Source organism: Pseudoalteromonas rubra (assembly GCF_000967655.1).
In the GTDB taxonomy this organism is placed as follows: domain Bacteria; phylum Pseudomonadota; class Gammaproteobacteria; order Enterobacterales; family Alteromonadaceae; genus Pseudoalteromonas; species Pseudoalteromonas rubra_A.
In genome coordinates this window covers 24,550-40,308 of the sequence record NZ_JXYA01000011.1, presented here as the reverse complement: position 1 = coordinate 40,308, position 15,759 = coordinate 24,550, and the positions used below count along the sequence as shown (strand labels likewise).

General features: G+C 49.2%; 4 protein-coding genes. All 4 read right to left on the bottom strand.

What is annotated here, in order from left to right; translation table 11 throughout:
* Positions 1-8,031, bottom strand: coding sequence for a non-ribosomal peptide synthetase (locus TW77_RS06310; RefSeq protein ID WP_046004123.1), 8,031 nt, complete (start codon positions 8,029-8,031; stop codon positions 1-3).
* Positions 8,028-11,222, bottom strand: a complete 3,195-nt coding sequence (locus tag TW77_RS06305) for a non-ribosomal peptide synthetase (RefSeq protein WP_046004122.1) — start codon at positions 11,220-11,222, stop codon at positions 8,028-8,030. The genes TW77_RS06310 and TW77_RS06305 overlap by 4 nt, the downstream gene beginning before the upstream one ends.
* Positions 11,223-12,684: 1,462 nt before the next feature.
* A complete protein-coding gene (gene glmS / locus TW77_RS06295; protein ID WP_046004120.1) occupies positions 12,685-14,505 on the bottom strand; it encodes a glutamine--fructose-6-phosphate transaminase (isomerizing) in 1,821 nt (606 codons plus the stop codon).
* 31 nt (positions 14,506-14,536) lie between these two features.
* Positions 14,537-15,307 carry a DeoR/GlpR family DNA-binding transcription regulator gene (locus TW77_RS06290; RefSeq protein ID WP_046004119.1) on the bottom strand — a complete coding sequence of 257 codons (771 nt, stop codon included), beginning with the start codon at positions 15,305-15,307 and terminating at the stop codon, positions 14,537-14,539.
* Positions 15,308-15,759: the final 452 nt, after the last annotated feature.

The window sequence follows — 15,759 nt, the reverse complement described above, 5'->3', positions numbered from 1 at the left end:
TTAAGCCAATTCAGCCAACATGGCTTCAACTTCTTCATCCGTCATGTGTTCAACATCAGAAGCCAGGCTAGCGAGCAATGCGTCGTCCGGGACGCTCCGCTCTGTTATTAACGCGGCCATAGAATCTAAAGTTTTATGTTCAAAGACATCTCTAACAGACAACTCGCAGCACAAGCGCTCCTTCACCGCATTGATCAGCTTGATGATCAACAAGGAATGTCCGCCTCGCTCAAAGAAGTCATCTTCCCGGCTGATCGTCTCCTGAGGCAGCTCAAGCAAATGCGCCCAGACAGCCGCCAACTGCTGCTCCGTTTCACCTTCAGGGGCTTTGTATTCATTGCTGCTCCAAACATGCTCATCGACATCGGGTAAGGCCGCACGATCGACTTTACCTGTGACTGAAATAGGGAAAGACTCCAAGCATATAAAGTTGCTCGGCACCATATAGCTGGGCAGGTAGTTTTTCAGGTTTTTACACAATGCAGTGAACTCTTCACTGCGCGGCGATTCTATATAAGCCACTAGTTTTTTCTGACCCGGCTGGCTTTCAAGTACCTTAACTACGCAATGCTCCACGCCGGGGAAGGCACTTATTTTGGCTTCGACTTCGGACAGTTCGATTCTGAATCCGCGGATCTTCACCTGATTGTCGTTGCGCCCGACAAACTCAAGAATATTGCTGCGGTTGTATCTCACTAAATCACCGGTTCGATATAATTTACCGCCATCAGCCGAGAAGGGATCTAAGGTGAATTTTTGTGCGCTGAGGTCTGGCAGGTTCATATAACCGCGAGCCAACCCGCTGCCACCAATGCATAGCTCTCCGGTTGCGCCCTTAGCCACCAGGCGGTTTTGGGCGTCTAAGATAAACAGGCTGGTATTGGCCAGCGCCGTACCCAAAGGCACCACGTGTTTCGCCTCAATACTCATCTGGCTGACGTCGCAGCAACTGACGTCAATCACACTTTCCGTTTGTCCGTAGATATTGAAGACTTGTGCGTCAGCCGCGATCAGTTTCTGCAAACGAGATAACTCATGGCCGTGCCAGGCTTCCGAACCGACTAATATATGTTTAAAAGAGTCCAGCAAAACCTGGTTGTTTTCCGCGTGTTCGATCAGGTTTCGCAGTACCGAAGGTACAAAATCACCGAAGGTCACCCGGTGCTGCTCGATCAACGTATACATGGCCGGGGCAGAAATGATGGTTTCCTTGTTACACATCACCAGGGCACCACCGCTGCCCAGGCTCTTAACTATATCGCCTAGAAAAATATCAACCGCGACGCCGGCCATCTGCAAAATACGGGGCGGTGTTTTGGTCAGGTTGAACGCTTGTCGCCAGCCTTCATAGCGGGCCAGCATAGCGCCGTGCTCCACCATTACACCTTTGGGGCGACCGGACGTACCTGATGTATAGACTATGTAGGCCAGATCGGACGGTGTTATGTTTGCGCGTGCGTGCACCAGTTCTGTGCCAGGCACGCTCAAGATCACCTCGACCTGGCAGGTTTCAATCTCACCCGCAAACTCAACCCCCGACTGGGGCTGATCAGTCAACAGCAATACCGCACCCGAATCTTTCAGCATATACGCCTTGCGTTCCGAGGGCAGCTCCGGGTCGAGCGGCACATAGGCGGCGCCGACTTTTAAAATGCCTAACACAACAGCGACCGTTGTAACGCTGCGATCCATGCAAATCGCCACGCGATCCCTTGCTTTCACGCCTTTTCCAGCTAAATACGTCGCCACCATTTCGGCGTCTCGATTCAACTGCGCATAGCTGGTCTGCTCTTTATCGAATACGGCCGTAGCATCTGGTCTCTGAGCGACCTGCTCTTCAAACAATGTATGGATCAAGGTATCCGTACGATATGCAATGTGCCTGTCGTTCAACTCATCTATCTGGTGGGCTTTATCAGTTTCGGACAGCATATCGATTTCGCCTACAGTGAGCGCTGCGCCGGCGGCGAGATTCAACAGCAGGTTTTTCAGGTGGCCGGCAATTTGCGCCACCTGATCCCGACACAGCAGATGTTGCTGGACTTCTAAGGTCACGGCTAACGTTGATGACAACGCAGCAGTCACATTCACACTGTAGTTGGTTCCGTCATAAAAACGTGTATCGACCAGGCGAATATCGCTGTCGGCGACGGCGTCGGCCATCGCATCACTGGCGGGGTAATTTTCAAATACAACCAGGCTGTCAAACAGACTGGCCGCCAAATCGCTCTGCCTCTGTATTTCTGTCAGGGGTAAATACCCGAATTCGTCGCGCACATTATGTTCACGATGTAAGCGCTGTAGCCAATCGACCACGGGTACATCATCCTCCACAACTACCACAGCTGGCAGAGTGTTAATGAACAGGCCAACGGTTGTTTCAACATCGACCAGCTCGGCTGGTCGTCCAGATACCGTCGAGCCGAATACAACAGTCTGTTCCTGACTATAACGCGACAATAACAACGCCCAGGCGGCGTTAAGCAGAGTACTAAGTGTTGTACATGAAGCGTTCGCCAGAGTATTCAGCTGACGGGTCTGCTCCGGGTCTAGCTCAATCGGATAGGTGTGGACCTGGGCAGACACTTGGTTAGCGTCAGCCTGAGTGATCAGCGGCAGGGGTGTCGCAACGTCTACCAGACTCAAGGTCTCACGCCAGTAAGTCAGGGCTTGAGTCGTATTTTGCTGCGCCAGCCAGGCGACGTAATGCCGATAAGACAAGTCGACGTCGCGTGTAAGGCATCCGCCCGCGCTCAACGCTTTATAGTTCGCCATAACATCGCCGTACACAACCGGAATTGACCAGCCATCCAATAAAGCATGATGGTGTGTCCACAAGACCTGGCAGCTGCCATCACCCAGTATAAAGAGATCAAATTGCATCAAAGGTGCGCACTGCAGGTCCAGGCCCCGCAGTTTGATGTCTGAGCGCGTTTGCTCGATTTGGTTTACCTGCTCACAATCAGTATGTGTACTCAGGTCATGCACGAACCACGGCAGCTCGACGTCAGAGTACACAACCTGGTGATAGGCTTGACTCATACCGCCTTTGAAGGCCGTTCTGAAAATAACGTGCTTATCAACGACCGCAGTCCAGGCAGACTTAAAGCGCGCCAAATCCAGCCCTTCAAACTGCATCATAACCTGTTCGACATAACTGTCTTTTTCGAGCTCACTGTAAAATAACAGGCCCTGCTGCATAGCGGTCGCCGGATACAGATCATCGATTTTATCTTCACTCCACAGATCGAGCTCCGCCTGACTGACGCTGGCCAGTGGAAAATCAGAGGGAGTAAAACGCCTGACCTGCGCCTGTGTGCAATGCACTGCGATATCTGTCAAAGCTTCGGCTATGCTATCCATCAGATTTTGCAACATCTGTTTTTGATAAACACGGGCATCAAAGGACAAATTAAATGCCAGTTCGCCCTGCATTACCACGCCGGTCATAGACAAGGCATGGCTGGCAGCGCGCGCTTCACTGACGTCCCGACCACTTGATTCCGACGCTACTTTAAACGCCGCCTGCTGATTCAGCACCTGATCAAATTGCCCTAAATAGTTAAACTCCAGCTCGCTGGCCTGACAGTTTTCCAGCAGCTCACTGCATGCCAGGTGTTTCAAAACTCCAAACCCCAGGCCTTCATTGGGGGTTGCACGCAACTGTTCTTTCACAGCACAAATAACATCGCCCAGGTTGTCCATCTGCTGTGGCATATGCAGCAGTTTAGGCACGACGGCGGTGAACCAACCGACCGTCTGGTGCAGCGCAAGTTCGCTGTACAAGACATCGCGACCATGACTTTCCAAGTCAACCCTTAACGTCTTTATTTGGCCAAAACGATGTGCACCCAGCATCAGGCCAGCCATCAGTAAATCATTGACATTGGTACCATAGGCTTCATGGCTAAGATTCAGTAAGCGCTGTGTGTCGACCTTGCTTAAACGAAACCCGACGCGTTCGCTCGCAACAGCCTGCTGCCCATTGCGGACCCGACCGGCGATCTGTTCGAAGCGGTCAACCGGTGCTGCGAAAACTTGCTGCCAGTGTGGCGCTTCTGCAGCCAGCTGTTCGCTTTTTGCATACTCGCTCAAAAAGGTCGCCCAGCTTTGATAGGACGACGTTTTAGGTCCAAGCGCAAGTGGTTCGCCCTGGCTGTATTGACTGTAAAGTGTTTCTAAATCCTCCAGTAGAATGCGCCAGGACACGCCGTCAACCACTAAGTGATGGATCACTAACAGCAACCGTCCCGATTCCAACTGAGAATGTTCGGGCCGGATTAAGACCGCTTTAATCAGCTCACCCTTTTCAATCGATAAAGACGCCTGCACTGTGTCTGCAAACGCACCCAACTGTGCATAATCGCGCTCCTGCCAGGCGTATGTTGTTGCGGCCGACGCCACCTTAGCCGCCGTTAGCGCCTGATGCTCGCCCAGCCATTTACCCTGCGCCTTGAAAAAACGCAGCCGCAAGGCATCGTGACGGGACAATATTTTTTCCATCATGGTCGTCAGCAGATCCAGGTTCATATCCGACGGCGCTGTCAACATGATCGACTGGTTGTAGTGATCGATAGCCTGAGGGTTGGCAAAGAAATCGCGCTGTATCGGCAGCAGCTCAAGTGAGCCCGTCACTGGCGCCTGTGAGATTTCAGGGGTATTTCCAGCCTGAATGCATTTGCTCAGTTCTCTGATAGTCTGATGCTCAAACAGGTCTTTGACTTTAAAGTGCAGCCCCTGTTTAGCCGCCCGAGAAACCAGCTGGATCGATAAAATAGAATCCCCACCAAGAGAGAAAAAGCTTTCCGTCACGCTCAAGGTGTTGCTGTTCAACTGTAAAAGCTCTGCCCAAATACTCGCCAACAAAGCCTCTTGCTCGGTTTCTGGTGCTGTGTACTGCGCATTGCCGAACTCGGGTGCTGGCAGTTTTTTCAGATCCAACTTGCCGTTTATAGACAATGGCCACTTATCTAAAAAAACAAATGCGGCGGGCACCATATACTCGGGCAGTTTTTCGGTCAGCGCAGCCCTGCAGTTAGCTTCTAACGCATCGTACAGCCCATTGTCATCGGTAATCGCATAGGCGACAATGCGTTTTACGCCAGCCTCATCCTGATGAATATGAATACGGCAAGACTTGATTTGAGGCAATTCGGATAAGTGATATTCAATTTCCCCCAGCTCAATTCGAAAGCCGCGAATTTTAACCTGCTCGTCTTTTCGTCCGACCAAGGCTAGCTGACCATCGGGCAAGTAACGGACCAGATCACCGGTTTTAAACACTTTTGTGTCTGTATCATCGGAAAATGGATCGGCCAAAAAGCGTTCGGCATTTAGCTGAGGCAGATTAAGGTAACCTTCGGCGACAGACTCGCCTCCTATATATAGCTCACCAACGCTCCCTTGGGGCTGTAACTGCTGATACTCGTTTAATACGTAGATTTTCACGTTAGGCATCGCTTTACCTATATTTGCAATGCCCGAATGATCTGTAATGCTGTTTTCACAACTGAAATAGGTGCTATCGACTGTGCATTCGGTCAAACCATAGCTGTTTATTAACCGAGTATCGGCAGACAAACTAGCTTGTGTTTGCCGATGATCGGTCAGGCTCCAGGCATCGGAGCCTACAATAAGGTACTTCATCTGATCCAAGGTCTGGCCCAAATCGCGCAGATGTCCGATCAAACTGCGTACAGTAGCCGGCACAAACTCAGCAATATCAATCTTATTTTCTACCAGGGTGCGAAGCAGCGCAGCGGGCTCTAACAGCACGTCTTTAGGACAGATATGCAAGGTGCCGCCCGAGCAAAGGGCGCGCACCATGTCTCCTACAGATACGTCAAAGCCGATACCCGCCATTTGCAAGTGTTGCGATACCTGAGGACCCAGCCGATACATTTCGCGCCAGGCGTAAAACTGACTGGCGATGGCCCTGTGATTGACCAGTACGCCTTTGGGTTTGCCCGTGCTGCCCGAGGTAAAGATGCAATAGGCCCGATCCTGAGGACAGACCTCAACACACGGAGCCTGCGCCGTTTGCACGGCTTCATCGCGCCAGTTGATCTGATCTAACGCTATGATCTGCGTTGTCTCTGTTTTGATGAGTCCAGTATGGCTGAGCAGGGTTGCAATCTGTGCTTCGTCCAGCACACTGTGCGTTCTTTGTGCTGGTTGTTCCGGGTTGAGTGGAACATAGACGGCACCGGCCCGCAATACAGCCAGAAAGCTGATCACCATATCTGCGCTGCGCGGCAGCAATACCCCGACCATGTCTCCCTTTTTAATGCCCGAAGTGATCAACTTATGCGCCAAGAAATTAGCGCGCCGATCCAGCTCGCCATAGGTCAGGCTTTTATCCAGCTCCTTGACGGCAGTATTGGCCGACCAATGCGCCATGCCCTGTTCGATAATCTGAGGGATAAAGCGATCCGAAGGATACGCCATGCGGTTTTGCTCATTCATCCCCAACAAGGCTTGCCGCTCGGTGTCTGAAACCAGTGCCAGTCGCCCTATCGGCTGCTTTGGCGAAGCCACCATCTGCGCAAGCAGACGTTGCAGGCGGTCGGCCATCAATTCTATGCTGCCACGATCAAATAGATCCGTATTATATTCAAAGCTGAATGCGATGCCCTGCGGAGTTTCCTGGGCGTCCAACGACAACTCAAACATAGCGTGCCGTTTGTCGCCGTTATAAGGTGTTAACCGCAGACCATCTAGTTCAAAAGGCTGCCGCTCATTGGTGTCCATGGCAAACATAATTTGAAATAACGGGGGATAGCTGGCACTGCGTGTTACCTGTAATTGATCGACCAGCCATTCAAACGGAATAGCCTGATGTTGCTGCGCATTAATATTGACTTCTCGCACGGCCGCCAAGTACGCTTCCGTGCTCTGGCGTAAGTCGCAGTCAACCCTTAACACCAGCGTATTGACAAAACAACCGACCAGCTCTTCCAATGGCCCGGACATGCGATTAGCAACCGGTGTACCTATCAAAATGTCTGTGTTGTTGCTCAATCTGGCCAGCAGTAAAGCAAATGCGGCGTGCAGCACCATAAATAAAGTGCTGTGATTGTCTCGGGCAAGATTTTTTAACCCGACCAGTTCTTCAGTGTCGATATTAAAGTGAAGCACCGCGCCTTTATTGCCCGATAAAGATGCACGGGTGTGGTCCAATGGCAATTCATGCACATCCGGCGCATCAGCCAACTGCTCAAGCCAGTATTGCAGTGAAACATTGTGCTCCGATAAGGTAAGTGTTTGTCTTTGCCAGCTGGAAAAGTCGATATACTGGATTGCCTGAGGCGCCGGAACAATTTGCCCTCCTCCTCGCACCGTTTGATAGTATTCGACAAACTCTTTGACCAGCAGCTGCATTGACCAGCCATCAGCGGCAATATGATGCACATTAAACAGCAAAACTCCGCGCTTCGAACCCGTGCGGAAATAACTGGTACGCAGCATAAGTTCAGATTTCAGATCGAAAGGTCTGCTTATTTCATCCCCTAAGCGGGCTTCTATGCAGGACTTCGTTTGGTCTTGAGGCGCTGCACTTAAGTCGAATTGAGCAATTTTGAATTCGAAATCCGACAATACGGACTGCCAGGAGCCGGAATCATCTTCGCAATACACACTACGCAATATTTCATGCCGTTTTATGATTTCGGTCACCGCCAGTTCGGCCGCCCGGATATCAAACTCTCCCTCTACTTCAAAAGCACTGAAAATATGATAGGCCTGGTTTTCATCCGATAACCTGTCCATAAACCACATACGCTGCTGAGAATAAGATAGGGGGTATTTGTCTTGGTCTCTGGCGATTGCAGCGATTGCATCTGAGACGCCCGCCTGCGAAGTCGTATTATGTTCAGAGAGAAACGCTATCAACTCTTCTTTGTGGCTGACAATTTTCTCTTTAAGCGCGTCTGGGAAATTGTCATTTTTGAGCTTAAAACCCAGTTTCCCGTCGCTGCAAAATAATAAGACACCCTGTTCATATGCGTCTTTTACCAAATGACTTATGCTCATAACCAGCCCCCGTTATCCAATTCGTTAATTTCATCGGCGATTGTTTTACTTAACAATTTTTGTTCGATTGTTTGCGCCAGCTGGCTCAGAGTTTTGGCTTTAAAAACATCGCTGACTGTCAGCTCAATGCCACACTCCCGGTTGAGCTCAAGCACCAGGCGGGACACCAGCAAGGAGTGCCCCCCCAGCTCAAAAAAGTTGTCCAGTCGACCGGCAAGGTCGATCCCCAGCAAGCGACTCCAGCTGTTGGCTAGTAATGTTTCTATTTCGCCTTGAGGCGCAATGTATTCTCTGACGTAAAAATCTTCGGCTTTAGGCACTGGCAGCTGGTCATACGCAATTTTTCCATTTTGTGTAAACGGAAACTCCGGTACCTGCACCACAGCAGCCGGGGTCATATAGTCGGCCAGCGACAGCTTTAACTGCGCTATGATCTCGGTGGACTTAATCGGCTTTTCGCCGGTGACATAGGCGATCAATTGCAGCTGTTCATTTTCAAGCTTTCTCGGGTGAACTATGGCATCGGAAATTTCAGGCAGTTTTAACAACTGCTCACTGACTTCCTGAGGCTCAACGCGAAATCCCCGGATTTTGACCTGGTCGTCATTGCGACTGATAAATTCCAGATTATTGTCAAATTGAAAGCGAACAATATCCCCGGTTCGATATAAGCGGCCCGGTTTTATCGGATCCTCGACAAAGACTTGACGGGTCTGCTGGGGCCGATTTAAATACCCCCGGGCAACTCCATCTCCCCCGATGTAAAGTTCGCCCTTGGCGCCATAGGGCACCATCTGCATATGCTTGTCTAAGACATACAACTGCGTATTTATATTCGCTTGTCCGATGGGTACCGACTGCCCTCCCTGTGGCGCACCACGCATACTGTAACTACAGGCGGTGACTGTGGTTTCGGTCGGTCCGTAGGTATTGAGCAGTTCAATCGATTGCGTCAGTTCAAACCACTGACACGCTTTTGCGTATTTAAGCGCTTCGCCGCCTAGGATAACCAACCTGAGCGATGTACTTATCGGCGCTTTGCCCACTTCCATCAACTGATGCCAGAAAGCTGTAGGCAGGCTGATCACCGAGATCATATTCTGTTGGCAGAACTGCCAAAACGCTCCGATATCATTGACAATTTCTTCATTTCTGAGCACCAGAGCCGCACCGTGACACAAAGCGCCGAAACACTCTTCTACCGCGATATCAAAGCCTATGGATGAAAACTGCAACATGCGGTCAGATGGAGAGAGCTTGTATGAGTGTTTAATTTGATTGACAAAGCTACTCAATTGTCCATGCTCGACCATGACCCCTTTGGGCTCACCTGTGGTGCCTGAGGTATAGATAACATAAGCCAGAGCCCGCTTTGCATTGCCCGATTGCTCACAACTCAAGTTTTGATCACTGTACTGCACCAAGCCGTCGATCCAGTGTTCAGTCAGCAGCAGATTTTCACTGTCTAGCGCTAAGTCGGCCTGAAGCGTTTTACTGCTGATCACCACACGCGGCGCGGCATCACTGAGCATATAATGTATCCGTTGCTTAGGATAACTCGTATCTATAGGTAAATAGGCGGCGCCGGACTTAAGCACGGCTAAAATTGACACTATCATGTCGATCGAGCGAGGCAGGCAAATCGCAACAAGGGAATCTGCGCCCGCCCCTAATGTTCTGAGTCGCCGCGCCAACTGGTTCGCACGCGCATTTAAGGCTTCATAGGTGAGCGAATACTCACCACTGATAACGGCGGTTGCATCTGGGTTAGCGACAACCTGATGCTCAAACATCTCACAAGCGCTAATAAACGGCTGTTCTACAGTAGTTTTAGATTGACCCAGCTCGATTAATTTCTTTGCCTGCTCCTGACCAACCAGGTTGAGTGAATTAAGACTTATATCCGGCTGTTCTATCATCCCCTGAACCAGCACAAAGATTGAGTCCAATAGCCCCTGCGCATGCGCAGCACTGAAAAAGTCATGTCGGTAATCCAGCTGCAGCTCGGTGGGCTGTTTATCCCCGTATTCACACAAGGTGACGGTTAAGGGCACCTCTTCTTGCCCATGACTGAGATAATGTGTGCGTGCATTTACACCGTATTCACTGAAGTCGAAGTCTATTTGTTGGTAGTTAAATGCAACGTCATATAAGCGTTTTCTGCCTTGCCGAAGCAAACCTAAATCCCGATAAAGCGCGCTTAAAGGGTATTCCCTATTCCTAAACCCAGACTTCAGCAACTGTGATGTTTGTTTCACCGCATCAGATATCAGCTGGTCACCGCTGTAACTTAGCTTCACAGGCATCATGGACATAAAGGCTCCAATCATACCGCGCTGTTCCTTTGAAGTACGATTGTGTAAAGGCGTGCCAATGACCAGTGCATCCGTGTCATTAATACGATTCACAAGTGTGGAAATAGCAGTTAAAAACAACGGCAGCACAGCTAAGTTCTTATCAGCGGCCTTCTCCAGTAAACTGCTATACTCCAGAGGCGGTATAGTAAGTACTATCTTACTACTGGACTTTCTCGGGCAAGTCGAATTATTCAGCGGATGAAAAGGAACATCGGGAAGTTGGTGAAAAATTTGATTCCAGTATAGGCTTGATTTTGAGGCGCGCTTAGCGTTGGTTTTAGTAGCATGTTCTCCCGCAATATGTAGAAACGTTTTATCTCTAGAATCTAAGGGAGTTTTCCCTAAACTTAGTTGCTGATATAGTTCAAATATTTTCCTTATCCAATTTGCATAACCCGCCCCATCAATAATAATATGGTGAGATATGAAATATAGCCAAAACCTCTCCTCAGAGATTTTAATTAACCCCACCTTATAAAGCTGTCCCTCATCTAAACAGAACTCTTTACAGAACTCATTATCTATATGAATTTTTGACTTTTCTTCCGGATTACCTGAGGAATAATCAAAAACTTGCAGCTGAAAGTTTGATTCCTTAATTATGTGTACAGGCTTCAATCCCTTCAAAGTGATGGCCGATTTAAGTATCGGGTTTTCTTCGATGCTCAGGCCAATCGCAATTTCAAGTAACTTCTCATTGATACTATTCCTAATATCTACATAACCACCGATATTAAAAAGAGCCTTGTTATCACTATTTGTAAAATCTATATAAATTTCTTCCTGCTGACGATTTAAGGGGAAGGTTTCTGATTTTAATTGCCTGTGTGACATAAAACTCCTTAGGCCTATTTCTTATTCCTATTCTTCGCTATCACTCGTTGCTCAGGCCAACCACCGCGTTTAACCTGTCAACAACCGTTGGAATCGATTGCTAATGGACAGCTGAGTCTCTTTCACTGCGTTACACTAAACCTTCAGCGACTTCCGTAACCAGAAAGTCATTATCATCACTTTATTGACCAAATTCATGGCCGGGTATCTTGCTGTATAGCAATGATATCGAGCTTGCCCGATAGCTGATGCTGCTGGCGCTGCTTAACTAGAAACCAGAAAAATCACAGTGCTTCTTTATTAGAGTGATCACATATCCCCATTTTGGGCACGCGCATTCTAGCCAATGCTAAAACTTTTTGCCATAAGAAGTTTGCCCACTATTTACATACACTTACATTTGGGTACGCCGAGCAAGCAAATGTACAATTTACGTCCAATAATAAAGGACTTAGGGATTACAAGAGCGGTGAGTTAGAACTTAAGATTGGCGAGAATTGATGTCTTTGATGTATTGATTGCGCCACGCAATTTTTGGGTCGTTGCAATTAGCATAATCACGCATTTGGCGTGCTTTGAAGATCCAAAAGCCGATGTCAATATCAAACACTATCCTGTCGACGCCTTGTTTTTAGCAGTGATTGCGACACTATAGTAGCGCTGATGATTGGCAGCAGGTTTCAGTATGGTAAGCCGCAACTGAAGAAACTCAGACAGCACCACTTCTTGAATAATAATGGCACTACAAAAAACGAAAAGAAGCGGTTTAAGGTGGTGATTTTAGTACGGGACAGCTCTTTGGTTGGGCTGTGTGTAAAGAGGGCTCCCTACCTGCTCAAGAACACAAATACTAACTTTCCTGAAAATATCAAAGAATCTTGTTTTGATATCCAAATCAAAAAATAGCAAACACCACCATACAAAAAATCTAGCTTCACTTATCTCAATACAGATAGTCAGGCGAAAGTGCTTAGTATGCTTTTCAGAAGCTAATTATATTAATACCTGAAAACAACAATTAACCCCCATCTGGCTCCCAAAACCACACAACCAAACCCTTTTAGAATAACCAAAAACAGTAAGGTTAAAGTTAAATATCAGCGTGGATGGCTTACAAAAATACCGGTATGGCTTATCCATTTCATACCGAGTGGCTGGCAAAATTTCTTGAAAAAAGCAAATATAAATAGACCAAGTCAATTTAACCCTAACAACGGCACTCCTGATTATTTTTGACATGTAAAACTGCTTTAACCCTAACATCAACTAGATTCATAATTTTAAGTATACAGCCACTCATTAAATTGGGGTCGGATACGAAGAAATAGAAGAAGCTTTCATTAACTCGAGTAGTAAAATTGATTTTTTGGATGATACTTTATTGTATGGGGTGAAACTTTATTGTCCGCCCATTAAAAAAGGCGCTTTCGCGCCTTTTTTCGTTCACTCAACCTAACTCAACTTACTCTACCGTAACTGACTTGGCCAGGTTACGTGGCTGGTCGACGTCAGTGCCTTTGATCACGGCAACGTAGTACGACAGTAGCTGTAGCGGGATTGTATAGACAACTGGTGCGATGATGTCTTCAACGTGATTCACGTTCATTACGCGCATGGTGTCGTCTGATGCAAAGTTGGAGTCTTTGTCGGCGAAGACGTAGATTATGCCGCCGCGGGCGCGGACTTCTTCCACGTTTGACTTCAGCTTTTCAAGTAGCTCGTTGTTTGGCGCGACGACTATGATTGGCATATCGGCGTCGATCAGGGCCAGTGGGCCGTGCTTCAGCTCGCCTGCGGCGTAGGCTTCGGCGTGAATGTACGAGATTTCTTTAAGCTTAAGTGCGCCTTCCATTGCGATTGGGTACTGTGAACCACGACCCAGGAACAATGAGTGGTGCTTGTCGGCGAATTCTTCTGCCAGCGCTTCAATGCCGTCGGCCATGTTCAGTGACTCTTCCAGTTTATTTGGCAACGTCTTGATGGCATTCACGATCACGCTCTGGTCACGGCCTTTTTCCTGTGCGATTGAAGCAGTTAGCATCAGTAAGCCGACTAATTGCGTGGTAAACGCTTTGGTTGACGCTACACCAATTTCGGCACCGGCTTTGGTCATAAAGGCCAGATCGGATTCGCGCACCAATGAAGAACCTGGCACGTTACAGATGGTCATAGAGGCCATGTAACCCTGCTCTTTAGCCAGGCGCAATGCCGCCAGCGTATCGGCGGTTTCGCCAGACTGAGAAATGGTTACAAGTAAGCTGTTTTCGTGCACGAACGACTCACGATAGCGGAATTCAGAGGCAATCTCGACATTACAGCTTACGCCTGCGTATTGCTCTAGCCAGTAACGCGCCACCATGCCTGAGTGGTAAGACGTACCACAAGCAATGATCTGAACGTGTTTAACGTCTTTGAAGATCTGGTTTGCCTGGTCGCCAAACGCATCTACCGATACTTTGTCGCCATCTAAACGACCTTCCAGTGTGTTACGCACGGCCATTGGCTGCTCGTAGATTTCTTTAAGCATGTAGTGGCGGTATTCGCCTTTGCCCGAGACATCCTGAGAAATGTTGGATTCAACCACTTCACGCTCAACAGGTTCGCCGTTGATGTCGTAAATTTCGACCGTATCGCGGGTGATGCGTGCTACATCGCCTTCTTCTAAGAAAATAAAATTGCGTGTTACCGCAAGCAGTGCCAGCTGATCAGACGCGATAAAGTTTTCGCCCAGACCTAAACCGATCACCAGCGGGCTGCCTGAACGGGCCACGATGATTTCGTTGTCGTTGGCTTTGTCGAATACCACAGTGCCGTAAGCACCTTCAAGCTGCTTAACCGCGGCTTTAACAGAGTCCAGCAGAGAGTCGTGCTGCTGACGCAGTTGGTGGATCAGGTGAACCATGACTTCGGTGTCAGTATCAGACAGGAAGGTGTAGCCATCGTCTTTAAGTACTGAGCGCAGCGATTCGTGGTTCTCGATGATGCCGTTGTGAACCAGCGCGATTTCGCTGTTTGAAATATGTGGGTGGGCATTCACTTCGGTTACACCACCATGTGTAGCCCAACGTGTGTGCGCAATACCTGTGTGTCCGCTGACGCCAGCTTCGGCCACAGCCGCTTCCAGGTTTACCACTTTACCCACAGCCTTAACCGTATTCAAAGTGCCTGCTTCGCTTAGTGCGACACCGGCTGAATCGTATCCACGGTACTCAAGACGCTTTAAACCTTCGATCAAAATACGGTTAACAGGACGTTCTGCTACCGCACCAACTATACCACACATAAACTCTCCATTAATTGCACGTTGTGTGTTGTCATTCTACCTCTGCACAGATCAACTGCACGCCACGGGCCTCGATCGCCTGGCGCAAGTCGGCAGCCAGGTTGTTGTCGGTGATCAAGGTCGTGACCTGATCCCAGGGCAATTCTAAATTCGGTATTCTGCGGCCGATCTTTTCAGATTCGACCAGTACAACCACGTCACGGGCCGCTTCGGCCATGACCTGGCTTAACCCCACCAGCTCGTTGAACGTGGTGGTGCCCCTTGCCACATCTATGCCGTCGGCACCAATGAACAAGGTATCAAAATCATAGGAGCGCAAAACCTGTTCGGCAACCTGCCCCTGAAACGACTCCGAATGGGGGTCCCAGGTGCCACCGGTCATCAATAAGGTAGGCTCGTTTTCCAGTGCCAACAAGCGGTTGGCAATATTAATGGCATTGGTCATCACCACCAGCCCGCGCTTTTGCGCCAGCTCCGGGATCATGGCAGCGGTAGTTCGGCCGCTGTCGATGATAATGCGATGGTGATCTTTTATCAGCGCTGCGGCGGCTTTGGCAATGGCCACTTTACGCAGCGTATCGCGCTCATCATTGCCTTTGGCAACAATCTCTTGCGGCAGCGCCACAGCGCCCCCGTAGCGACGTAATAACAGGCCGCTTTTTTCCAATGCGGTTAAATCCTTTCGAATCGTAACTTCCGATGTGGCAAATTCACTGGCTAAGGCTTCCACGCTGACTTCGCCTTGCTCGTTTACCATGGCAAGGATTGTGTGTCTGCGTTGCTGTGTATTGCGTTTGGTCATCGTGGTTTTATATTAAGTCATAAGTTTCGTTTCGAACGTTGCGGAATTATAGTCGAAACTTACGGTTCGAAACAAGTTAAATTTTAATCACGTTGGACGGTGTGGGTTTGGGTGTGAATTAGGCACTTTTGGTGCGGGCTGTGAATGGTTCCCGGCTCGTTGGCCGGGATGACGGAGGGCAGCAGCGGGTTGGGCGTATAAAACCTATCTGCGATGTGGGCTGTAAATGGTTCCCGGCTCGTTGGCCGGGATGACGGAAGACGATTGCGGGTTGGGCGTATAAAACCTAACTATCGTGCGGGATGTAAGTGGTTCCCGGCTCGTTGGCCGGGATGACGGAAGGCGGCTGCGGGTTGGGATGACGGAGGACGGCTCATTGGCCGGGATGACGGAGATGGCTCGTTGACCGGGATGATGGAAATAGCTGTCGGCTGGGATCTCGGAAGACGGTT

Excerpts from the sequence above, each read along its gene's own strand:
- TW77_RS06310 (WP_046004123.1), bottom strand. The coding sequence starts at position 8,031 with ATGAGCATAAGTCATTTGGTAAAAGACGCATATGAACAGGGTGTCTTA.
- TW77_RS06305 (WP_046004122.1), bottom strand. The coding sequence starts at position 11,222 with ATGTCACACAGGCAATTAAAATCAGAAACCTTCCCCTTAAATCGTCAG.
- glmS (WP_046004120.1), bottom strand. The coding sequence starts at position 14,505 with ATGTGTGGTATAGTTGGTGCGGTAGCAGAACGTCCTGTTAACCGTATT.
- TW77_RS06290 (WP_046004119.1), bottom strand. The coding sequence starts at position 15,307 with ATGACCAAACGCAATACACAGCAACGCAGACACACAATCCTTGCCATG.